The 23,031-nt window shown below is 71.3% G+C and carries 18 protein-coding genes; 12 read left to right on the top strand and 6 right to left on the bottom strand.

The window, feature by feature from the left end; genetic code table 11:
- Positions 1 to 148: 148 nt before the first annotated feature.
- Positions 149 to 1,666, bottom strand: coding sequence for an MFS transporter (locus ACZ4O3_RS24400; RefSeq protein WP_467724206.1), 1,518 nt, complete (start codon positions 1,664 to 1,666; stop codon positions 149 to 151).
- 98 nt (positions 1,667 to 1,764) lie between these two features.
- On the opposite strand from ACZ4O3_RS24400, the gene ACZ4O3_RS24395 reads away from it, so the two are divergent.
- Positions 1,765 to 2,340: a TetR/AcrR family transcriptional regulator gene (locus ACZ4O3_RS24395; RefSeq protein WP_362731138.1), complete on the top strand. Its 576-nt coding sequence runs from the start codon at positions 1,765 to 1,767 to the stop codon at positions 2,338 to 2,340.
- 7 nt (positions 2,341 to 2,347) lie between these two features.
- Here ACZ4O3_RS24395 and ACZ4O3_RS24390 read toward each other — a convergent pair whose 3' ends face one another.
- Positions 2,348 to 2,917 carry a hypothetical protein gene (locus ACZ4O3_RS24390; protein WP_467724204.1) on the bottom strand — a complete coding sequence of 190 codons (570 nt, stop codon included), beginning with the start codon at positions 2,915 to 2,917 and terminating at the stop codon, positions 2,348 to 2,350.
- A gap of 58 nt (positions 2,918 to 2,975) precedes the next feature.
- Positions 2,976 to 4,232: a PucR family transcriptional regulator gene (locus ACZ4O3_RS24385; protein WP_467724202.1), complete on the bottom strand. Its 1,257-nt coding sequence runs from the start codon at positions 4,230 to 4,232 to the stop codon at positions 2,976 to 2,978.
- A gap of 181 nt (positions 4,233 to 4,413) precedes the next feature.
- On the opposite strand from ACZ4O3_RS24385, the gene ACZ4O3_RS24380 reads away from it, so the two are divergent.
- From ACZ4O3_RS24380 to ACZ4O3_RS24370, 3 genes are all read left to right on the top strand, one after another.
- Positions 4,414 to 5,394 carry a proline dehydrogenase family protein gene (locus tag ACZ4O3_RS24380; protein ID WP_362731571.1) on the top strand — a complete coding sequence of 327 codons (981 nt, stop codon included), beginning with the start codon at positions 4,414 to 4,416 and terminating at the stop codon, positions 5,392 to 5,394.
- Between the two features lie 83 nt (positions 5,395 to 5,477).
- Positions 5,478 to 7,109 (top strand): L-glutamate gamma-semialdehyde dehydrogenase, encoded by a 1,632-nt coding sequence (pruA, locus tag ACZ4O3_RS24375; RefSeq protein ID WP_467724200.1) that lies wholly within the window; start codon positions 5,478 to 5,480, stop codon positions 7,107 to 7,109.
- 389 nt (positions 7,110 to 7,498) lie between these two features.
- Positions 7,499 to 7,630, top strand: coding sequence for a hypothetical protein (locus ACZ4O3_RS24370; protein WP_089098576.1), 132 nt, complete (start codon positions 7,499 to 7,501; stop codon positions 7,628 to 7,630).
- A 137-nt stretch (positions 7,631 to 7,767) separates the two neighbouring features.
- Here ACZ4O3_RS24370 and ACZ4O3_RS24365 read toward each other — a convergent pair whose 3' ends face one another.
- On the bottom strand, positions 7,768 to 9,315 hold the full coding sequence (locus tag ACZ4O3_RS24365) for a purple acid phosphatase family protein (RefSeq protein WP_467724199.1): 1,548 nt from the start codon (positions 9,313 to 9,315) through the stop codon (positions 7,768 to 7,770).
- 131 nt (positions 9,316 to 9,446) lie between these two features.
- Here ACZ4O3_RS24365 and ACZ4O3_RS24360 point away from each other — a divergent pair, with 131 nt between their 5' ends.
- Positions 9,447 to 10,490 (top strand): 3-isopropylmalate dehydrogenase, encoded by a 1,044-nt coding sequence (locus ACZ4O3_RS24360; RefSeq protein WP_362725407.1) that lies wholly within the window; start codon positions 9,447 to 9,449, stop codon positions 10,488 to 10,490.
- Between the two features lie 250 nt (positions 10,491 to 10,740).
- Complete coding sequence (locus tag ACZ4O3_RS24355; RefSeq protein ID WP_384995231.1) at positions 10,741 to 11,829, top strand: branched-chain amino acid aminotransferase; 1,089 nt, start codon at positions 10,741 to 10,743, stop codon at positions 11,827 to 11,829.
- A gap of 254 nt (positions 11,830 to 12,083) precedes the next feature.
- On the opposite strand, the gene ACZ4O3_RS24350 is transcribed toward ACZ4O3_RS24355, so the two are convergent.
- A complete protein-coding gene (locus ACZ4O3_RS24350; protein ID WP_362731708.1) occupies positions 12,084 to 13,532 on the bottom strand; it encodes a cytosine permease in 1,449 nt (482 codons plus the stop codon).
- Positions 13,533 to 13,686: 154 nt separating this feature from the next.
- Between ACZ4O3_RS24350 and ureA the strand changes: the two genes are divergently transcribed.
- From ureA to cimA, 6 genes are all read left to right on the top strand, one after another.
- Positions 13,687 to 14,403, top strand: coding sequence for an urease subunit gamma (ureA, locus tag ACZ4O3_RS24345; protein WP_467724197.1), 717 nt, complete (start codon positions 13,687 to 13,689; stop codon positions 14,401 to 14,403).
- Entirely contained in the window at positions 14,400 to 16,112 is a 1,713-nt protein-coding gene (locus ACZ4O3_RS24340) for an urease subunit alpha (protein WP_362720991.1), read from the top strand. Before ureA ends, ACZ4O3_RS24340 begins: the two co-directional genes overlap by 4 nt.
- Before the next feature lie 39 nt (positions 16,113 to 16,151).
- Positions 16,152 to 17,189: an agmatine deiminase family protein gene (locus ACZ4O3_RS24335; protein ID WP_467724195.1), complete on the top strand. Its 1,038-nt coding sequence runs from the start codon at positions 16,152 to 16,154 to the stop codon at positions 17,187 to 17,189.
- 19 nt (positions 17,190 to 17,208) lie between these two features.
- The gene (locus tag ACZ4O3_RS24330) at positions 17,209 to 17,808 is read left to right on the top strand and encodes a TetR/AcrR family transcriptional regulator (RefSeq protein ID WP_362720985.1); all 600 of its coding nucleotides are present in this window, start codon (positions 17,209 to 17,211) and stop codon (positions 17,806 to 17,808) included.
- 29 nt (positions 17,809 to 17,837) lie between these two features.
- Positions 17,838 to 19,139: an MFS transporter gene (locus ACZ4O3_RS24325; protein ID WP_467724193.1), complete on the top strand. Its 1,302-nt coding sequence runs from the start codon at positions 17,838 to 17,840 to the stop codon at positions 19,137 to 19,139.
- Positions 19,140 to 19,423: 284 nt separating this feature from the next.
- The gene (gene cimA, locus ACZ4O3_RS24320) at positions 19,424 to 21,034 is read left to right on the top strand and encodes a citramalate synthase (RefSeq protein WP_362720979.1); all 1,611 of its coding nucleotides are present in this window, start codon (positions 19,424 to 19,426) and stop codon (positions 21,032 to 21,034) included.
- A gap of 78 nt (positions 21,035 to 21,112) precedes the next feature.
- Here the strand turns inward: cimA and ACZ4O3_RS24315 are convergent, their stop codons facing one another.
- Positions 21,113 to 22,978, bottom strand: coding sequence for a ricin-type beta-trefoil lectin domain protein (locus ACZ4O3_RS24315; protein ID WP_362720976.1), 1,866 nt, complete (start codon positions 22,976 to 22,978; stop codon positions 21,113 to 21,115).
- Between the last annotated feature and the right edge of the window lie 53 nt (positions 22,979 to 23,031).

The following is a 23,031-nucleotide window of genomic DNA, read 5'->3' as shown; positions in this document are numbered from 1 at the left end:
CGACATGCGCCCCCTTGTTCTCCTGGTAGGGTTCGGGGGGAGGGTGGACGTCACTGTGCCCGGTGCGGGGACCTTTGTCCAACACAGGCGCCCCCCGGGGGGGCGAGCACAAGGACCCTCCCGCCCCCCCCCGCACCCGTGTCTCCGGCTACTTGCCGATCCTGCGCAGCGTCACCGCCGCCCCCGCCGCCGCCGGCACCAGCAGCAGCGCCCCGGTGATCGCCGCTCCCTGCATGCCGCTGGTGAACGCCTCCCGCGCGGTGTGCAGCAGGGCGTCTCCCGTGTGCCCCGGCAGCCGGCCCGCCGTGGCCAGCGCGCCGCCCAGCGTCTCGCGGGCCGCCGCCGGAGCCGTGGCCGGCATCTCGTGACGGTAGACCGCCGTACCGACCGACCCCAGCACCGCCATGCCGAGCGCCCCGCCGAACTCCGCGCCGGTCTCCAGCAGCGAGGAGGCGGTGCCCGCCTGTTCCACCGGCGCACTGGTCATCGCGAGGTCGGTCAGCTGGGACATGATCGCGACCATCCCGCAGGCCAGGACGCCGGCCCCGGCCAGCACCAGCCACAGCGAGTCGGTGCCGACGAGGGCGAGCAGGACGAACCCGGCCGCCATGGCCGTGAAGCCGCCGGCGACGACGTAGCCCCGGTCGACGCCCCGCTGGACCAGCCGTGCCGTGAGGGGACCGGCGGCCCCGATGAAGACCGAGGGCAGCAGGCTCCACAGCGCGGCCTCCAGAGGGCTCTTGCCGAGCACCGCCTGCAGGTACTGCGTGGTGTAGATCGCCGATCCCATCATGGCGAGCGAGGCGAGAAGGGTCAGGACCAGTGCCGGGGTGAAGCCGTGCCCCTTCAGCAGGCCCGGCGGGATCAGCGGGGAGGCGCCGGTGCGCTGGCGCCGGACGAAGAGCGCGGCGAAGAGCAGGCCGATGGTGACCGAGACGACGTACAGCGGGTGCCAGCCCTCGGAGGGGATCTCCTTCACGCCGTAGACCACCGGGAGCACGGCGGCCATCGAGAGCGGGACGCTCAGCCAGTCGAAGCGGCCGGGGGAGGGGTTCCTGGACTCGGGGAGCAGGATCGGGCCGAGCACCAGCAGCAGCACCATCGCGGGCAGGTTGACCAGGAAGACCGAGCCCCACCAGAAGTGCTCCACGAGGATCCCGCTCATCACCGAGCCGAGCGCGATGCCGCCCGTCATCACACCGGACCACAGGCCGATCGCCTTCGCCCGCTGCCCGGGGTCGGTGAACATCGTCCGCAGCAGGGCCATCGTGGACGGCATCAGGGTCGCGCCGCCGATGCCGAGGAGCGCGCGGGCGGCGATCAGGGTCCCGGCGCTGTCGGCGTACGCGGCGAGCAGCGAGGCGCCGCCGAAGGCCGTGGCGCCGATCAGCAGCAGCCGCCGGCGGCCGATGCGGTCGCCGAGAGCGCCCGTCGTCATCAGCAGACCGGCCAGGACGAAGCCGTAGATGTCCAGGATCCACAGCTGCTGGGTGCCGCTCGGGCGGAGGTCGGCGCCGATCGCCGGAAGCGCGAAGTACAGGACCGATACGTCCATGGAGACAAGGAGCAGCGGCAGCATCAGCACCCCGAGTGCGGTCCATTCGCGGCGCCCCGCACGGTAGTCGGTCTCGGCTGTGCTCGTGGTCGTGCTCGTCGGGTTCGTCATGCCAAGGAATGTACGGGCGTATTAAACGGCTGTCTAGAACGATTGTATAAGTCATCCGTCTGGGACGGTTGTATGGATCTCGGGGTAAGGTGGCCCGCATGGGACACCGTGAGGATCTGCTGGAAGGCGCCAAGCGCTGCCTGCTGGAGAAGGGGTTCGCGCGGACGACGGCGCGCGACATCGTCAAGGAGTCGGGGACCAACCTCGCCTCGATCGGCTACCACTACGGTTCCAAGGACGCGCTGCTCGCGCAGGCCTACATCGCGCTGGTGGAGGAGATGTCCTTCGAGGGCGGCGACGGCGGGCTCACCGGCGCGCCCGGCTCCCTGGAGCGGTTCCGTGAGGTGTGGTCGAACATCGTCGACAGCATGCGCGAGCCCGGCTCGATGTGGCGGCTCGGCATGGAGATCATGGTGATGGGCGACCAGATGCCCGAGGTGCGGGACCAGTTGGCGCGGTCCCAGCGCGAGGGCGGCCGGGGGCTGACCGCACTGCTGATGGGGGTACCGGAGGAGCAGGTGTCCGACGAGACCGCCGACACCCTCGGCCAGTTCTACATGACGCTGATGTCCGGCCTCATCGCGCGCTGGACCTTCGACCCGAAGACCGCACCCGACGGCGAGGCGCTCACCGACGGCCTGCGCCGGATCGTCGAGGCCGCGACCCGCGCCTGACCGGCCGTCAGCCGACGGGGTAGGTGATCACCGCGCGGGCCGGGAAGCGGAGGGAGTCGCCGAACAGCGGTGAGCGTTCGACGGTGACGCCGACGCCGTTCACGGTCCGGTAGGTGAAGACCGGGTCCCGCAGGGCGGTGCCGCACAGCCCCGCCGGGAGGGCGAATCCTTCGCCGGCGACGCCCTTGGTGCCGTACGTCTCGGCGAACAGCTCCCCGTCCCGTGGGACGAGGCCCGCGCTGCGCAGGTAGTCCGCGAGCAGGCCGCTCTCGAAGGTGAGCGCGGCGCTGCCGTTGTGGACGTAGTAGTGCACGTCGGAGGCGTCGGCGGGGATCCGGGTACCGCCGGCGCTGATCGTGCCGGGCAGCCGCTGGTCGCTGCCGGAGCAGGCCCGGTCGTCGCCGAAGGGGTGGAACAGCTCGTCCCGCAGCAGCCACACGGCCCCGCCCGCCAGTACGGCGAGGGCGAGCAGGGCGACCGCCGGCCGGGCCGGCCGACGGCCCCGGCCGCGCCGGCCGGCCGCGTCCCCCGGGACGTCCTGCGCCGCCGCCGCGGTGGTTCTCGTGAAGTCACCCATGTCAGACCCCCGTTGACAGCCGGACGTACCAGCAGGCTGAGCATACGGCGACCAGCGACTACAGCCGCGCCCTCTTCAACGCCATGTGCAGCAGCAGGCGGTCCTCTCCGTCGTCCAGGTCGAGGCCGGTGAGCTGTTCCACGCGGGACAGCCGGTAGTACAGGGTCTGCCGGTGGATGCCGAGGGTCCCGGCCGTGCGGCCCGCCTGGCCCGCGCAGTCCAGGTACGCCTCGGCGGTACGGGCCAGTTCGCGGTGGGCCGGGGTGAGCAGGCCGGCCACCGCGGGATCGTGCGAGGCCCCTACCGGCAGCGTGGTCAGCAGCCGGTAGGGGCCGATGCGCGCCCACTCGGCGACCGGCCCGAACCGCGGCTCGGCCAGCGCGGCGCGGGTGGCGGCCGCGGCCTCCTGCCAGACCGTGCCCAGGTCCGCGAGGCCCGTCCGGGCCTCGCCCACCCCGGCGGCGCGGCCCTGTGCCGCCGCGGCCGTGCCGGTGGACCCCGCGGTGACGGCGGCGGCCGGGCGCGCCCCGGCCCCGCGCACCGGGGCCGGCCGGGCCTCCTCCGCCTCCCTGAGCAGACGCGTGGCGGCCGTCAGGGCGGGGGTGGCCGTGTCCGTGCTGCGCAGCCGGACCAGGACGGCGAGGCAGTGGCCCGCGGTCCCCCACGGCAGCGTGCACAGGGCGGTGGCGTGCGGGACCGTGCGCGGGGACGGGGCGTCGTCCGGGTCGGCGGACGGCCAGGGGGCGACGCAGACCATCGTGTGCGGACCGTCCGCGCGGACGCCGAGGGCGGTACGGAACTCCGCCACCGCCATGTCCCGCTGCCAGCCGTGCTCGGCGACCAGCACCGCCCGCAGCTCCCGGCCCAGGCCCGCTCCCGCCTGCGCCTCGTCCGCGAGCAGGGCGCCGATCCGCCCCGCCACCCCCATGGCGGCGGCCAGCTGGACGTCGGTCGGACCCGGATCGTCGTCCAGCAGCCACACATAGCCGAGGACCACACCCCGATGGCGTACCGGCAGGCAGATCCTTCCCCGGTACACCCCCGCCTCAGGCGTCGGCGGGATGCGGACCGGTCCGGTGGCCCGGGTGATGCCGAACCCCTCGAACCAGGTGCGGACCGCCGCCGTGGAGCGCCGGGTCAGGATCGAGCGGGTCCGGACCGGGTCCAGCGCCGAGGGATCGAGGTCGCCCTCGCTGTCGTACGCCCCGAAGGCGAGCAGCTCGAAGTCGCGGTTCTCCAGGGTCGCCGGGACACCCAGCAGCTCGGAGATCTCGTCGACCAGCTCCTGGTAGTCACCCTTGAATTCCGACGTCACCCGGGCATTCTCCCGCAATTCCCGAGTGCCTTCATACATCTGTCTGAGATCGGCGGCACGGATGCGTGACAGCTGTCGATGGCTCACGATCGGAGGGATCTCTAACTTTCACGGTGGTTCTCCGTGCCGTATCCACCTCGTCGGATCGCGGCCGTTCTGGCATGTGTTGTGGAGGTGCCCCGTGCTGGGTCCCGTGATTCTCGCCGCGTCGCGCAGCGACCGGATGCGTCGTCTCATCTCGGCTGCCCCGGTGACGAAGCAGGTCGTCGACCGCTTCATCCCCGGTGAGTCGGTCGACGACATCGTCCCGATCATCGAGCAGCTCACCGGCCGCGGCCTGGAGCTGACCATGGATGTCGTCGGCGAGGACATCACCACCCCGGAGCAGGCCACCGCCGCCCGGGACGCGTACCTGGCGCTGATCGACCGGCTGCGGGACCTCGGTCTCGGCGAGCGCGTCGAGATGTCGGTGAAGCTGTCGATGTTCGGCCAGGCCCTCCCGTCGCCCAGCACCACCCTGCTCGAAGGGCCCTCCGGGCCCGCACCTGCATTCCACGGCGGCCACGAGCTGGCCCTCGCCAACGTCCGCCCGGTCGTCGAGGCCGCCGCCGCCATCGGCACCACCGTGACCCTCGACGCCGAGGACCACACCACCCTCGACTCGATGTTCGCCATCCACGAGGAACTGCGGAAGGACTTCCCGCAGACCGGCTGCGTCATCCAGGCCTACCTCTTCCGTACCGAGGCCGACGCCCGCCGCCTGGCCGCGGCCGGCAGCCGGGTCCGGCTGGTCAAGGGCGCCTACAAGGAGCCCGCCGAGGTCGCCTACCAGCAGAAGCACGAGATCGACAAGGCGTACGTGCGGATCCTCAAGACTCTCATGGAGGGCGAGGGGTACCCGATGGTCGGCTCCCACGACCCGCGCCTCATCTCCATAGCGCAGGAACTCGCACGGCGCGCAGGGCGCAAGCCCAACGAGTACGAGTTCCAGATGCTGTACGGCATCCGCGGCGACGAGCACCTGCGGCTGGCCGCCGAGGGCCACCGGATGCGTGTCTACACCGCCTACGGCACCGACTGGTACGGCTATTTCATGCGCCGGCTCGCGGAGAAGCCGGCGAACCTGCGCTTCTTCCTCCGCTCCATGCTCAGCAAGGGCTGAGGCGAACCCCTCCCGCCCGCCGCCCGCCTCACTCCCACCCCCTCCCGGCACACCCCGCTCACGTACAAGGAGCTACGGATCTCATGGACGCCGTGACCCAGGTCCCCACCCCCGTCAACGAGCCGGTGCACGGCTACGCCCCCGGCTCATCCGAGCGCGCCCGCCTGGAGGCCAAGCTCAAGGAGCTGGCCGAGAACCCGATCGAGCTGCCGATGACCATCGGCGGCGAGAAGCGGCTCGGCGGCGGCGAGCAGTTCCAGGTGGTGCAGCCGCACAACCACAAGGCCGTCATCGGCACCGGCCGGCACGCCACCCGGCAGGACGCGCAGGACGCCGTCGACGCGGCCCTGGCCGCCGCGCCGGCCTGGCGCGCGATGTCCTTCGACGACCGCGCGGCGATCATCCTGCGCGCCGCCGAGCTGCTCTCCGGCCCGTGGCGCGAGACCATCGCCGCCTCCACCATGCTCGGCCAGTCCAAGACCGCCCAGCAGGCCGAGATCGACAGCCCCTGCGAACTCGTCGACTTCTGGCGCTTCAACGTCCACTACGCCCGCCAGATCCTGGCCGAGCAGCCCCCGGCCAACTCCCCGGGCGTGTGGAACCGCATGGACCACCGCCCGCTGGAGGGCTTCGTCTACGCGATCACCCCCTTCAACTTCTCGGCGATCGCGGCCAACCTGCCCACCGCCCCCGCCCTCATGGGCAACGTGGTGGTCTGGAAGCCGTCCCCGACCCAGACCCACGCCGCCGTGCTGCTCATGCAGCTGCTGGAGGAGGCCGGGCTGCCCAAGGGCGTCATCAACCTCGTCACCGGTGACGGCATCGAGGTCTCCGAGGTCGCCCTGGTCCACCGCGACCTCGCCGGCATCCACTTCACCGGCTCCACCAAGACCTTCCAGCACCTGTGGAAGACGGTCGGCAACAACATCGAGAAGTACCGCACCTACCCGCGTCTGGTCGGCGAGACCGGCGGCAAGGACTTCGTGGTCGCCCACCCGTCGGCCGACCGCGCGGTGCTCAAGACCGCGCTGACCCGTGGCGCCTTCGAGTACCAGGGCCAGAAGTGCTCGGCGACCTCCCGCGCGTACATCCCGGCGTCCATCTGGAACTCCGGCTTCAAGGAGGAGTTCGCCGCCGAGATCGAGCACCTCACCATGGGTGACGTCACCGACCTGTCGAACTTCATCGGCGCCGTGATCGACGACCGTGCCTTCGCCAAGAACAAGGCCGCGATCGACCGCGCCAAGGAGGACCCGACCTGCACCATCGTCGCGGGCGGCTCCTACGACGACTCGGTCGGCTACTTCGTCCGCCCGACCGTCGTCGAGTGCTCCGACCCGGACAACGAGGTCTTCCGCACCGAGTACTTCGGTCCGTTCCTCGCCGTGCACGTCTACGAGGACGACAGCTACGACGAGATGCTGACCCAGATGGAGTCGGTGTCCGAGTACGCGCTCACCGGCTCGGTCATCGCCGGCGACCGCGCGGCGGCGGCGTACACGATGGAGAAGCTGCGCTACGCGGCCGGCAACTTCTACATCAACGACAAGTCGACCGGTGCCGTCGTCGGCCAGCAGCCCTTCGGCGGCGGCCGTGCCTCCGGCACCAACGACAAGGCCGGCGCCCCGCAGAACCTGCTGCGCTGGACGCTGACCCGCGCGATCAAGGAGACCCTGGTCGCCCCGACCGACTACTCCTACCCGCACATGGGCTGACCCGCAGCCCACCCGAGCACGGGCCGGGAAGCCTGACCCACGAGCAGGCTTCCCGGCCCGTTCCCATGCGCGGGCGGCCCGGCCGTCCCGTACGGCACCCCGGCCTGACGGCTGCGTTCGGGTGACCCCCCGAACGCACGAAGGGGCAGCTCAGGGCGGTGTCACCCGCTCCGCCGTCTCAGATAGTAGGAAGTCCGAGTAATTGTGCAGACAGAAGCGGGCCGTTCCCCTATTTTTGTAGGAGCCGAACGTCTCGCTCGATCAAGCGAATGGCGGTCGTGAGCCGGGCCCCGTGCAGGCAACCCCTGCGGCACCGCTCCCCGCCCCTTCCGGCGTCTCGCAACCCCCCATTGCCGTACTCCCTGTGTATGCCGAAGGAGTCGATTCCCATGGCCGAGACGACCGTCCGCCGCCGCGTCCGCCACGTGTCCCGGACCAGCGAGTCCGAGCGCAAGAACGCCGCCGCCGCACTCCAGCGCGCCCTCGACCGCCGTGACAACGGCGGCGAGACCGGCCACTGATCCCACCCGGGACCGCCGGTAACACGTGTAACGCCCTTGTACGGGAGCCGTATCCGCACGGAGTACGGCGCGGCCGGGACGCCGTGCCGTACTCCGGGGCGTGCCCGCGCGGACGGCGCGGTACCGGCCCGCCGGGGTCAGCCGCCACGGCGTATCTCGAAGTGGTCGATCCGCGCACCGCTCTGCGCCAGCGCGGACACCCTCAGCCTCGGGGTGGTACCCGCCTCCGCCTCGACCCTGAGGAACGAGAAGCCGGTGTACCGCACCCGCGACCACTCCACGGTCTCCGCCACGTTGTGCTGCCCCTTGGCCCAGTGGAAGCTGCGCACCGCGCCGTGCCGGGTGACGTGCCCCTCGTAGCTGTCCTTGACGCCGGACGGGAACGAGTACAGGTCACGCCCGCCGCCGCCCGCGGTGACGTACACGATCCCGTCCCGCGTCGGGTCGGTCGAGCCGCCGACCGGGACCGCGCGCCCGACCCCGCCGCCCTTCACCGCGTCGGTGCGCTCGTAGACGTGGTTGTGCCCGTTGACGACCAGGTCCACCTGGTATCTGGTGAACAGCGGCAGCCAGGCGGCCCGGATCCCGCCGTCGGAGGCGTGCGAGGACGTCGAGTACGCGCAGTGGTGGAAGAAGACGACCACGAAGTCGACGTCCGGCGTGGTCCGCAACTGCTTCAGCCTCTCCTCCAGCCACTTCGTCTGCCGGCCGCCGCTGTAACCGAGGTTGGCGGGGATCTCGTACGACACGTCGTTGGCGTCCAGCGCCACGAAGCCGACGTTGCCGTAGGTGAAGGAGTACACGCCCGGCGCCCCGCGCGGGTCGAAGCCGTTGTCGGGCAGGGCGAAGCGGGCGTACTGGCCGCCGTAGCCGTCGGGGGAGTACCAGGCCTCCATGTCGTGGTTGCCGGTCGTCACCATCCAGGGGACCGAGCGTGCCACCGGGTCGTTCTGCCGCAGGAACCGGTCCCACTCGCGGGCGTCGTAGCCGTCGGAGGTACGGCCGGAGCCGTTGCCGTCCGCGTAGCAGATGTCACCCGCGTGGAGGTGGAAGGCCGGGTCCTGCTTCAGCAGCGCGTTGTCGGCGGCCTTTCCGGCCTGGCTGACGCCCTGGTCGCCGAAGGCCGTGAACACGAACCGCTCCGGACTCGCGGGCGCGGTCCGGAAGGGGGCGATGGAGGAGCGGTGGCCGGGGGCGGCCGGGTCCCAGCCGTCGTGGCCGACGCCGTAGTAGTACGTCGTCCCCGGGGTCAGGCCGTCCAGGGCCGCGTGGACGTAGTACTGCTCGACCACCGGCCGCACCCCCCGCATCCCGGGCGTGTGCAGGTGCCGGATCTCCGCGGCGACGCGCCGGCCCAGATCGTCCGGGCGTGTGCCGATCCGCACGAACGGCTTCTTCACCGCGAACGGCACCTGCCAGGAGATCCGCATCCGCGTCCTCGGGTCGGCGCCGAAGGCGAGATGGCGGCCGAACGGCACGACGGCCGCCCCGCGCACCGCCGAGGTGTCCGGCGCCGGGGTCGCCGACTTCGTCGCGCACCCGGTGACCAGGCCGGCACCCGCCGTCGTGCCCGCCGTCACCAGCGCGCGGCGGCTCACCAGCCGGCCGCGCAGGTACGCGTACTGCTCGGCCGTGCTCATCCGGGCGGCGAGCCGCGGCGGAATGCCGAAGTCGGGAAGGTCCATGGGAGCAACGTGCCCAGCGCAGGCCAACACCAGCCACACGTACGGGTGAACGCCGGGCTGCGCGACGACCCGCGATGTCCGGATGGCGGACACCGTGTGTCATCCCATGGGACGGGGAGTAGGGTGCCGACATGTCTCGCAGCATCGATCTCGCAGTGATCCCCGGTGACGGCATCGGGCAGGAAGTCGTGGCCGAAGGCCTCAAGGTCCTCTCCGCCGTCCTCCCGGAGGACGTGAAGCTGGAGACCAAGGAGTACGACTTCGGTGCCCAGCGTTATCACGCCACCGGTGAGACCCTCACGGACGCCGACCTCGACGCGCTGAAGAAGCACGACGTCATCCTGCTGGGCGCGATCGGCGACCCCAGCGTCCCCTCCGGTGTCCTGGAGCGCGGCTTCCTGCTCAAGCTCCGCTTCGCCTTCGACCACCACGTCAACCTGCGTCCGTCGAAGCTCCTCCCGGGTGTCGCCACTCCGCTGGCCGGCGACCCGCAGATCGACTTCGTCGTGGTCCGCGAGGGCACCGAGGGCCCGTACACCGGCAACGGCGGCACCATCCGCAAGGGCACCGAGCACGAGGTCGCCACCGAGGTGTCCGTCAACACGGCCTACGGTGTGGAGCGGGTCGTCCGGGACGCCTTCGCCCGCGCCCAGGCCCGCCCGCGCAAGAAGCTCACGCTGGTCCACAAGAACAACGTGCTGACCTTCGCCGGGCACCTGTGGACGGACGTCTTCAACAAGGTGGCCGGGGAGTTCCCCGACGTCACCACGGACTACATCCACGTCGACGCGGCGACCATCTACCTGGTCACCGATCCGGCCCGCTTCGACGTGATCGTCACCGACAACCTCTTCGGCGACATCATCACCGACCTCGCCGCGGCCGTCTCCGGCGGGATCGGCGTCGCCGCCAGCGGGAACATCAACCCCTCCCGCGAGTTCCCCTCGATGTTCGAGCCGGTCCACGGTTCCGCGCCGGACATCGCGGGCCAGGGCAAGGCCGACCCCACGGCCACCGTGCTGTCCGTCGCCCTGCTGCTGCGTCACCTCGGCTACGACGCGGAGGCCGCCCGGATCGAGGAGGCGGTCACCGCCGACCTCACCGAACGCCAGGGCAGGCCCGCCCGCTCCACCTCGGAGATCGGCGACGCCCTCGCCGTACGAGTAGCCGGCTGACCCGCCGCGCCGCCGAACCACTTCGAAAGCCGCCGGGTCGCACAGGCGCCCGGCGGCTTCCCCATGTCTGCCGCCGGGTGCCACCATCAACCCCGGGTCCGCTTTCACCCTGATTCCTTCCGCCCCGGCCCCGCGCGATAATCGAACGCGGAGCCGCGGTACGAGGGAATGCTCGGACGTCCTACCAGTGGACACCGGCGTACGGGCGTGAGCGCGGCCCATCACTACAACCGGTGAAGGATTACCACTCATGACGACGCCCACGATCGAGCTCAAGCCGTCCGCGCATCCGCTCGCCGCCGCCGAGCGCGAGGCGATCCTCGCCAACCCCGGATTCGGCCGCCACTTCACCGACCACATGGTGATGATCAAGTGGACCGAGGGCCGTGGCTGGCACGACGGCCAGCTCGTTCCGTACGCGCCGATCCCCCTCGACCCGGCCACCAACGTCCTGCACTACGCCCAGGAGATCTTCGAGGGACTGAAGGCCTACCGCCGCCCGGACGGCTCGGTGGCCACCTTCCGTCCCGACCAGAACGCCAAGCGCTTCCAGCGCTCCGCCCGCCGCCTCGCCATGCCCGAACTGCCGGTGGAGACCTTCATCGAGGCCTGTGACCTGCTCGTCCAGCAGGACAAGGACTGGGTTCCGGCCCATGGCGGCGAGGAGTCCCTCTACCTGCGCCCCTTCATGATCGCCACTGAGGTCGGTCTGGGCGTCAAGCCGGCCAACGAGTACCTCTTCCTGGTCATCGCCTCCCCGGCCGGCGCGTACTTCCCGGGCGGGGTCCGGCCGGTCTCCATCTGGGCCTCCGAGGACCGGGTGCGCGCCGTCCCCGGCGGCATGGGCGACGCCAAGACCGGCGGCAACTACGCGGCCTCACTGCTCGCCCAGGCCGAGGCCGCCGCCCAGGGCTGCGACCAGGTCTGCTACCTCGACGCGGTCGAGCACAAGTGGGTCGAGGAACTGGGCGGCATGAACCTGTACTTCGTGTACGGAGACAAGATCGTCACGCCGACCCTCAGCGGCTCGATCCTCGAGGGTGTCACGCGTGACTCCCTCCTCACCGTCGCCCGCGACCTCGGCTACGAGTCCGAGGAGGCGAGGGTCTCCATCGAGCAGTGGCAGCGCGACGCGGAGAACGGCACCCTCACCGAGGTCTTCGCCTGCGGCACGGCGGCCGTCATCACCCCGGTCGGCACGGTCAAGCGCAGCGGCGCCGAGTGGCTGCAGTCGGGCGGTGAGCCGGGCGAGGTGACCATGAAGCTCCGTGAGGCCCTCCTCGACATCCAGCGCGGCAAGGTCGTCGACAAGCACGGCTGGATGCACGAGCTCGGCTGACCGGTCCGGCCGTCCGCGCGCCACGCGCCGTCTCCCCCGCGGGGGAGGTGCGCCGGCGGGTGGCGGGACACCCCGGACGCACACGCGATGCCGCACCCCGGCACCGGCCGGGCGCGGCCCTGCCCCCGGACTGCCTCGACGCCGGCCGGTGTGGGGGGCGAGCAGGTCGCCGGCGGGCCCGGGGTCCGGTGCGACCGGCGCGGCGGCCGGGTGCCGGCCGCCGGTTCGGTGCCACGGGACGGACGGACCCGGTCTCAGACGCCGGTGGGGCTGGGACGCACCGCCGCGCGGGCGTCGTCCTCGGCGGCCGGCCGGGTCGGGCCGGCCGGGCGTGCGGGCAGCAGCAGGTAGAGCGCGCCGCCCACCAGGCCCGACAGCAGGAAGCTGCAGTCCACCCCGCCGGTCAGCGACAGCAGCGGTCCCTCGTACGACGGGAGGGAGACCGCCAGCAGGCCCACGCCCGCGCCCACGGCCCAGGAGAACGTGGCCCGGACGTTCCAGCCGGCCCGGTACCAGTAGATCCCGCCGTGCGACCGGCGGTTGAAGACCTGGAGCGCGTCGGCGTCGTAGACCCCGCGGCAGCGGCGGAAGCCGATCAGGGTGATGACCGCCCAGGGGGTGCCGATCGCCGTCAGCAGGAGCACGAAGGACGTCATCGCGGACTGCGCGTTCCAGGCGTAGTGGCCGACGAGGACGCAGGCCGTGGCGACGATCGCGACCGTGTAGGTGGCGCGGGCCCTGGACGCGCGGGGCAGGATCGCGTCCAGGTCCAGGCCCATCGAGTACAGCATCAGGCCCGCGTTGCCGACCGAGCCCGCCGAGGCGGAGAGCAGGAGCGGGATCAGGTACCAGGCGGGGGAGGCGGACACCAGCGGGCCCGCGTAGTCCGTCGCCGACCGTGCCGCGTACGCGGTGAAGGTGCCGAACAGCTGCGGCACCAGCAGGCCCAGGAGCAGCCCCAGCCAGGTCCCGTGCAGGACCCGGCGGGAGGAGTGGCGGGCGGGGGAGATGTAGCGGGTGTAGTCGCCGAGCAGGGTGATGAAGGCGACCGGCCCGGAGAGCCCCGCCGCGACCGCCGCCAGGCACCACGTCGGCCAGAAGCCGCCGAGCAGACAGCCGCCCGCGTCCGGCAGCGGCGAGGTGGTGAAGTGCGGCGCGTACGCGATGATCCCGAGGATCAGCAGGGCGGTCATGCCGACGGCGAGCACCTTGGACATGGCGAGCAGGACCCGGTAGCCGTAGACCGCGCCCGCCACGGTCGCCGCCGCGAGCACTCCGTAGACCACGGCGTACGCCACCCCGTCGGCCGGCAGCCCGAACAGCCGGTTCAGCACGCCCACCATCACGTCGCCGCCGATCCACACGGTCAGCGCGGTGTAGCCGAGGGCCAGCAGCAGGCCCACCACCGAGCCGACCAGCCGCCCGCGCACCCCGAACTGGGCGCCGGAGGAGGTGGACAGGTTGGTGCCGGTACGCAGTGAGACCAGGGCCAGCGGAGCCGTGAACGCCGTGCCGGCCACCGTGCCCGCCACGATCGCGCTCACCGACGCCCACCAGCCGAGCCCGAAGGACGGCGGCAGCCAGCCGAAGATGATCACGCCGAGGCAGAGGTTGGAGCCGAGCAGGATCGAGACCAGGTCCTTGGGACCGCTGGTGCGTTCACCGTCCGGGATGGTGTCGACTCCGCGCTGTTCGATCGGCATGGCTGGTCTCCTTCGACGGCCGCCCGAGAGTTAGAGCGACGTTCAATGTGGGTGACCTTGGTGTTGATGTCAACGGTTCCCTTCTTGCAACGGTGCATTTAGAGTGTTGCTCCAAGCTGAGCACGCCAAGAGGAAGCGAAGGAGGTACCGGGACGTGCGACTGACCCCCACGGAACGCGACCGGCTGCTGCTCTTCGGAGCCGCCGAGCTGGCCCGGGCCCGCCGCGCCCGGGGCCTCAGGCTCAACGTGCCGGAGGCCACCGCGCTGATCGCGGACACCGTCTGCGAGGCGGCCCGGGACGGCAGGCGGCTCGCCGAGGCCGTCGAGGCCGCCCGCTCCGTCCTCGGCCCGGCCGACGTGCTGCCCGGCGTCGCCGACGTCGTCACCGAGGTGCACGTCGAGGCCGTCTTCGACGACGGCTCACGGCTCGCGGTGGTCACCGACCCGATCGGGGGCGGCGGGCTGGGCGAGGCGGGGCCGGGCGCACTGCTCCCGGGTCCCGGCCACACCGACGCGGAGGCGGTCCTGCGGCTGACCGTGACCAACACCGCGACCGTCCCCGTCTCCGTCACCTCCCACTTCCACTTCTTCGAGACCAATCCGCGCCTCGACTTCGACCGCGCCGCCGCCTACGGCCTGCGGCTCGCCGTACCCGCCGGGTCCTCCGTCCGCTTCGGGCCGGGGGAGTCGCTGGAGGTCGGCTTGGTGCCGATCGGCGGCGCCCGGGTCGCCATCGGCTTCGCCGGGCTGGTCGACGGGCCGCTGGACGCGCCCGGCGCCCGCGAGGAGGCGCTGCGCCGCGCGGCCGCCTGTGGCTACCTGGGTACCGGCGCCGTTCACGGCATCCGCGACGAGGAGGCAGGCCGATGAGCCGTCCCGGAGGCCACCCGGCCGAGGCCCGCCGCCTCACGCCGTACGAGTACGCGGCCACCCACGGCCCCCGTGCCGGCGACCGGATCCGCCTCGGGGACTCGGGGCTGGTGATCCGCGTGGAGGACGACTCCCAGCGCTACGGCGACGAGTTCCTGGCCGGCTTCGGCAAGACCGCCCGCGACGGACTGCACCTGAAGGCCGCCGCGGTCCGCGAGACCTGCGACGTCGTCATCAGCAACGTCGTCGTCATCGACGCCGTGCAGGGCATCCGGAAGGTGTCCATCGGCATCCGCGAGGGGCGGATCCGCGCGATCGGACGGGCCGGGAACCCCGACACCCTCGACGGCGTCGACGTCGTGGTCGGCACCGGCACCTCGATCGTCTCCGGCGAGGGCCTGATCGCCACCGCCGGGGCCGTCGACACCCACGTGCACCTGTTGTCGCCGCGCATCATGGAGGCCTCGCTGGCCTCCGGCGTGACCACGATCATCGGGCAGGAGTTCGGCCCGGTGTGGGGCGTCGGCGTCAACTCGCCCTGGGCGCTGAAGCACGCGTTCGGCGCCTTCGACGCCTGGCCGGTCAACATCGGCTTCCTCGGACGGGGTTCGTCCTCGCACGCGGCCCCGCTGGTCGAGGCGCTGGCCGAGGGCGGCGCCTCCGGCTTCAAGGTGCACGAGGACATGGGCGCCCACACCCGGGCGCTGGACACGGCCCTGCGCGTCGCCGAGGAACACGACGTCCAGGTGGCCCTGCACAGCGACGGACTGAACGAGTGCCTGTCGGTGGAGGACACCCTCAGGGTGCTGGAGGGCCGCACCATCCACGCCTTCCACATCGAGGGCTGCGGCGGCGGACACGTGCCCAACGTCCTGAAGATGGCCGGTGTCCCCAACGTCATCGGCTCCTCCACCAACCCCACCCTGCCCTTCGGCCGGGACGCGGTCGCCGAGCACTACGGGATGATCGTCTCCGTCCACGACCTGAAGACCGACCTGCCCGGCGACGCCGCCATGGCCCGCGACCGCATCCGCGCCGGGACCATGGGCGCCGAGGACGTGCTGCACGACCTGGGCGCGATCGGCATCACCTCGTCCGACGCGCAGGGCATGGGCCGGGCCGGGGAGACCGTCCGCCGCACCTTCGCCATGGCCGGCAAGATGAAGGCCGAGCTCGGCGCGCCCGACGACGGCCACGACAACGAGCGCGTGCTGCGGTACATGGCCAAGCTGACCATCAACCCGGCGATCGCCCACGGCCTCGCGCACGAGGTCGGCTCCATCGAGGCCGGCAAGCTGGCCGACATCGTCCTGTGGTCGCCCGAGTACTTCGGGGCCAAGCCGCAGCTGGTCCTCAAGTCCGGCTTCCCGGCGTACGGCGTGACCGGCGACCCGAACGCGGCCACCGACACCTGCGAACCCCTCGTCCTGGGACCGCAGTTCGGGGCCCACGGAGCGACCCCCGCGGAGATCTCGGTGGCCTTCGTCGCCCAGGCGGCCCTCGACCAGGGCAACGACACGATGCCCACCCGGCGCCGCCGGGTCGCGGTCCGCGGCACCCGTGGCATCGGCCCCGCCGACCTGCGGCTCAACTCCCGTACCGGAGCGGTCGACGTCGACCAGCGCACCGGGCTGGTCACCCTCGACGGCGAGCCGCTGCGCTCGGAGCCCGCCGGCTCCGTCTCCCTCAACCGCCTCTACTTCCTCTAGATTTCACAGCCCGTGAAGGACCCCCACATGGACCCGCGCATGAGCACTCCCGCCTCCGACGGCTTCCGGATGCCCGCCGAGTGGACCCCGCACGAGCGCACCTGGATGGCGTGGCCGGGCCCCAACCCCACCTTCGACGACCCGGACGGCCTGCGCGCCTCCCGGATGGCCTGGGCCTCGGTGGCCCGCGCGATCCTGCGCTTCGAACCGGTGACGGTGGTGTGCGGCCCGGGCCAGTCGGCGGACGCCCAGACCCTGCTCGGCCCGGGCGTCGACACCGTGGAGCGCGAGCTGGACGACGCCTGGATGCGGGACATCGGGCCCACGTTCCTCAGTAACGGGCGTGAACTGGCCGCCGTGGACTGGACGTTCAACGGCTGGGGAGCCCAGCACTGGGCCCGCTGGGAGCACGACGCGAAGATCGCCGCGTACGTCTCGGACCTCGCGGGCGCCAAGACGTACGCCTCGAAGCTGGTGAACGAGGGCGGTGCGATCCACGTCGACGGCGAGGGCACCGTGCTGCTGACCGAGACCGTGCAGCTGGGCCCCGAGCGGAACCCGGACCGGACCCGGGAGGAGGTCGAGGCGGAGATCCACGCGATGCTCGGCACCCGCAAGGCCGTCTGGCTGCCCCGCGGTCTCACCGGCGACTACCCCCCCTACGGCTTCGGCACCCTCGGGCACGTCGACATCGTCGCCGCCTTCGCCCGCCCGGGTGTGGTCGTCGCCCACCACCAGCCGGACCCGGCGCACCCCGACCACGAGGTGACCCGGGAGGTCATCGGCCTGCTCAGGTCCCAGACCGACGCGCGCGGCCGGGCGCTGGAGGTCGTCGAGGTCCCGGCCCCGACCGTCCTGGAGGCCGACGGCCACTGGGCCGACTACTCCTACATCAACCACTACCTCTGCAACGGCGGGGTCGTGCTCTGCGGCTTCGACGACCCGCGCGACGAGGTGGCCGCCGGGATCTTCCGCCGGCTCTTCCCCGAGCGGACGGTCACCCTGGTGGACGCCCGTACGATCTTCTCCGGCGGTGGCGGCATCCACTGCATCACCCAGCAGCAGCCGAAGATCTAGTACGACGAGGAGCAGCTACATGGCCGGTGGGCGCAGACAGGCCCCGCCCCGCGAGGACGTACTCGCCGCGGCCATGGACATGATCGCCGATCGCGGTCTGGAGAAGCTCACCATGGCGGCGCTCGGCCACCAGGTCGGCATGAGCAGCGGCCATCTCCTCTACTACTTCCGCTCCAAGGACGAACTGCTGCTGCAGACCCTGGAGTGGAGCGAGGGCCGGCTGGGCGCCGAGCGCGGCCGGCTGCTCACCCGCCGCGGCACCGCCCGCGAGCGCCTGGACGCCTACGTCGACCTGTACGTCCCCGTCGGTCACCGTGACCCGCACTGGACGCTCTGGCTGGAGGTCTGGAACCGCTCGCAGAACGCCGACGAGGCGGCCCGCGACCGCCAGGCCGCCATCGAGGGCGCCTGGCACCGCGACCTGGTGGCGCTGCTCGCGGAGGGCATCTCACGCGGCGAGTTCCGGCGCGTGGATCCCGACCGGTTCGCCGCACGGCTGCGTTCCCTGCTCGACGGCTTCTCCATCCACGTGGCGATCGGCCTGCGCGGCACGGACCGGGCGCAGGTTCTCGGCCATGTGCGCGAGTTCCTGGACGCGGATCTCCTCGCGGACAGGTGACATCCCGCCGTCCCGGGAAGGCAGGGCCCATGGGACGACATCACTGGAAGAAGATCTGGGTCGGTTCGGCGGGCAACATGGTCGAGTGGTTCGACTGGTTCGTGTACGCGAGCTTCGCCACCTACTTCGCCGGGGCGTTCTTTCCCAGCGGCGATCCCACCGCTCAGCTGATGAACACCGCCGGCATCTTCGCCGTCGGGTTCTTCATGCGCCCGGTGGGCGGGTGGCTCCTCGGCCGGGTCGGCGACCGCAGCGGCCGTAAGGCCGCTCTGACCCTCACCGTCACCCTCATGTCGGTGTCCGCGCTGCTGATCGCCGTCGCCCCGACCTACGGCGTGGCCGGCTACGGCGGAGCCTTCGTCCTGCTCGTCGCCCGCCTGCTGCAGGGCCTTTCGGTGGGCGGCGAGTACGCGGCCAGCGCCACCTACCTCACCGAGGCCGCCGACCCGCGCCGGCGCGGCTTCGCCTCCAGCTTCCAGTACGTGTCGATGACTCTCGGCCAGATCGCCGGCCTCGGCCTGCTGATCATCCTTCAGCACACCCTGTCCGACGCGGCGCTGCACGACTACGGCTGGCGCATCCCCTTCGTCGTCGGCGCGCTCGGTGCCGCCGTGGTCTTCTATCTGCGCCGGACCATGCTGGAGACCGAGGTCTACGCGCAGGACGCCTCGGACACCGCCGAGCGCGGCACCCTGCGCGCGCTGTGGCAGCACCGGCGGGAGGCGTTCCTGGTCGTCGCGCTGACCATGGGCGGCACGGTCGCCTACTACACGTACACGACCTACCTCACGAAGTACCTCTCCAACTCCGCGGGCCTGTCCAAGGAGACCGCGACCCTGGTCTCCTTCACCGCGCTGACCGTCTTCGCCTGCCTCCAGCCGCTCGCCGGCGCCCTCTCCGACCGCATCGGCCGCCGCCCGCTGCTGATCACCTTCGCGGTCGGTTCCACCGTCCTCACCGTGCCGGTCCTGTCCCTCCTCAAACACGCGAACGGATACTGGCCCGCCCTCGGCCTCTCCCTCCTCGCCCTCGTCGTGGTCACCGGCTACACCTCGATCAACGCCTGCGTGAAGGCCGAGCTCTTCCCGACCGGTGTCCGTGCCCTGGGCGTGGCCCTGCCCTACGCCCTCGCCAACGCCCTGTTCGGCGGAACGGCGGAGTACGTCGCCCTGTGGTTCAAGAACGCCGGGATCGAGTCCGGCTTCTTCTGGTACGTGGCGGGCTGTGCCGCCGTATCCCTTGTGGTGTACGTCACCATGCGGGAGACGAAGGACCTGGATCTGGCCCGGATGAGGTCCCGGGAGTCATCCACTGTGACGACCGCATCCTGAGACGGTCGGTGAGCCCGGGGCGGGGTTGTGCCAGACTTCCCCCGTGCTCTCGTTCGCCATGATTATTGGCAGCAGGCGCGCCGGTCCGCAGTGACCACCACGTACGACCAGGTACGGGTGGCCATCGTCGTCCTCGACCCGCGCGCAGACCTCTCGCACCCGCGAGGGGTTTTTTCGTTTTCCGGCCCACCTTCAGCCGGAAGGCCAGCGCGAGGGACCATGGAGGGACGGTGGAGCCGGTCATTCCGGTACGACCGAGATTCGACATCAGGAGCCTAGAGACCATGACCGAGACGGCAACCGGCGAGCTGGACGACTCGTTCCACGTCTTCGACACCACGCTGCGCGACGGTGCGCAGCGCGAGGGCATCAACCTCACCGTCGCGGACAAGCTGGCCATCGCACGGCACCTGGACGACTTCGGCGTGGGCTTCATCGAGGGCGGCTGGCCGGGCGCCAACCCCCGGGACACCGAGTTCTTCGCCCGCGCCCGGCAGGAGATCGACTTCAAGCACGCCCAACTGGTCGCCTTCGGCTCCACCCGCCGGGCGAACGCCAAGGCGTCGGAGGACCCCCAGGTCAGGGCATTGCTGGAGTCCGGAGCCCCGGTGATCACCCTGGTCGCCAAGTCGCACGACCGCCATGTCGAACTGGCGCTGCGCACCACCCTGGACGAGAACCTGGAGATGGTCCGCGACACGGTGTCCTTCCTGAAGGACCAGGGCCGCCGGGTCTTCGTCGACTGCGAGCACTTCTTCGACGGCTACCGCGCCGACCCCGAGTACGCGAAGGCGGTCGTGCGGGCCGCCTCCGAGGCGGGTGCCGACGTGGTCATCCTCTGCGACACCAACGGCGGCATGCTCCCCGCCCAGGTCAACGCCGTGGTCTCCACCGTCCTGGCCGACACCGGCGCCCGGCTCGGCATCCACGCCCAGGACGACACCGGCTGCGCGGTCGCCAACACCCTCGCCGCCGTCGACGCCGGCGCCACCCACGTCCAGTGCACGGCCAACGGCTACGGCGAGCGCGTCGGCAACGCCAACCTCTTCCCGGTGGTCGCCGCCCTGGAGCTGAAGTACGGCCAGAAGGTCCTCCCCGACGGCCGGCTGCGCGAGATGACCCGCATCTCCCACGCGATCGCCGAGGTCGTCAACCTCACGCCCTCCACCCACCAGCCCTACGTCGGTGTCTCGGCCTTCGCGCACAAGGCCGGCCTGCACGCCTCCGCGATCAAGGTCGACCCGGACCTGTACCAGCACATCGACCCCGAACGGGTCGGCAACACCATGCGCATGCTGGTCTCCGACATGGCGGGCCGCGCCTCCGTCGAGCTCAAGGGCAAGGAACTCGGCATCGACCTCGGGGGCGACCGCGAACTGGTCGGCCGGGTGGTGGAGCGGGTGAAGGAGTACGAGCTCAAGGGCTACACCTTCGAGGCCGCCGACGCCTCCTTCGAACTCCTGCTGCGTGCCGAGGTGGAGGGCAGGCGGCGCAGCTACTTCCGCGTCGAGTCCTGGCGGGCCATCGTCGAGGACCGCCCCGACGGCACCCACGCCAACGAGGCCACGGTCAAGCTCTGGGCCAAGAGCGAGCGGATCGTCGCCACTGCGGAGGGCAACGGACCGGTCAACGCCCTGGACCGGGCGCTGCGTGTCGGCCTCGAAAAGATCTACCCCCAGCTGGCCAAGCTCGACCTGGTCGACTACAAGGTCCGCATCCTGGAGGGCAAGCACGGCACCCAGTCCACGACCCGGGTCCTGATCTCCACGTCCGACGGCACCGGTGAGTGGTCGACGGTGGGCGTCGCGGAGAACGTCATCGCCGCCTCCTGGCAGGCCCTGGAGGACGCGTACACCTACGGTCTGCTGCGGGCGGGCGTGGAGCCGGCGGAGTAGCGGCGGCAGGGGAAAGCCGGGGGCTGGGCTCACAGCCCCCGGCTCGTTCCGCGGCACCGCCCTACCGGCCGTACCCCTCTATTGCAGGCGCCACTTCTGGTTCGCGGCGCCCGTGCACGTCCAGATCTGGGCGCGGGCCCCGTTCGCCGACGAGTTGTCCGTGACATCCAGGCACTTGTCGGCCGCCGCGTTCACCACGTCACCCGTGGCGGCGTTGTACGACCACTGCTGCGCGCCGGTGCCGTTGCAGTCGTACAACTGCACCTTCGCGCCGTTCGCCGTGGAGGCCGAGGTCACGTCGAGGCACTTGCCGAGCGCGCGGACCGAGCCGTCGGACTGCACGGTCCACTGCTGGGCGGTGGAGCCGTTGCAGTCGTAGAGCTGCACGGCCGTGCCGTTGGCGCTCGAACCGCCCGCCACGTCCAGGCACTTGCTCGCGAGCCCCACGAAGGCGCCGCTCTGGCCGCCGCCGCCCGACTGGGTGCCGGACCAGGTGAAGGTCGCCGAGGTCTTGCCGGGCAGCGAGTAGGTGGCGTGCTGGCCGCCCCAGTTGACGGTGACGGTCTTGGCCGCGGAGGCGTCGTTGTAGGCGATCAGCGCCTTGGAGCCGTCCGGGTTGCGCCAGGCCACGTTCGGCACGGCGGTGGACGCGGTGGAGGCGATCCGCTGCGCGCCCGGCCGGACGAACTTGGTCAGGTGTCCCATCGTGTAGTACTCGACCGTGTAGTCGACGGTCCCGCTCGCGCCGTCCCCGTCGTGCACGGTGATCAGCCCGGTGCAGGTGCCGCAGCCGCCGTTGTGCGGGCCCATGTTCTGGTCCACGGCCAGCGACCACTTGGTCACCGACTTCGCCCAGTTGCGGGTGTAGTCGATGATGTTGTTCATGTCCTCGCGCTGCTGGTTGGCGATCCAGGTGCCGCCGGAGTGCTCGGTGCCGAAGGCGTCGAGGTCCGGGTACTGGTTGTGCACGGTGGTCTGCTTGTTGATGTCGCCGCCGTACCCGTGCCAGGCGATCCCGCCGAAGTTCGGGTGGTTGCGGATCGCCGCGTCGTTGACGCTCGCGGCCGCGTAGGAGTCGTACACGTCCCAGTTCCAGTCGTGCGCCAGGACCTTGGTGGAGAGCCCGGCGGCCTGGAGCTTCGGCAGCAGCTCGCTCCCCAGGAAGTACTGCAGGCCCGAGGCGTTCCAGCTCATCGACGGATAGCCGGAGCAGCAGGTCGGCTCGTTCTGCGGGGTGACGTAGGAGACCTTCACGCCCTGCGCCTGGTAGGCCTGGAGGTACTTCACGAAGTACGAGGCGTAGGCCCCGTAGTCCTCCGACTTCAGCCAGCCCCCGTTGAGCGAGCCGCTGTCCTTCATCCAGGCCGGCGCCGTCCATGGCGAGGCCATGACAGTCAGAGAGGGGTTCAGCTGGAGCGCCTGCTTGGTGAGCGGGACGACGTCCGCGAGGTCGTGGGAGAGGGAGAAGCTGTTGAGGTTCGGGTCGGTCTGCCCGGCGGGTATGTCGTCGTACGTGTACCCGTACCGTGCCAGGTCCGAGGCGCCCATCGGATTGCGCAGGAACGACAGCCCGATCCCGTCCGTGGGGGAGAACAGCTTCTTCATGGTGGCGTCCCGGGTGGCCGGGGACAGCGCCCCGCTGCTGTTCATCAGCCAGGCCGCGGTGTCGGTGAAGGACGCGCCGCCACCGGTGAAGGTCTGGTAGCGGGTGTTCTCGTCGACGGTGATGTTCTCGCCGCTGCCGCCGCTCCCGGACTGGAACGCGAACGGCGTCTGCGCCTGGAGACCGCGGGTGACGTGGCGGCCGCCGGAGTCGTCGGTGGTCGTGAGGTACGCCGTGACCTGCTCACCGGCCGCGTGCGCGGACGGCACGACCGCGCTGAGGCCGGCCACGGTGAGCAGTCCGGCCAAGAGCAGCCGGACCGTGTGGGGGGTGGTTCTCATGGACACATCGCCCTTCCTGACGGGACGTCTTGACGGGGGTGCGAGCCGTTAGT

The sequence above is a fragment of the Streptomyces sp. NPDC026515 genome, assembly GCF_055567595.1.
This window is presented reverse-complemented; position numbering and strand designations above follow the sequence as displayed.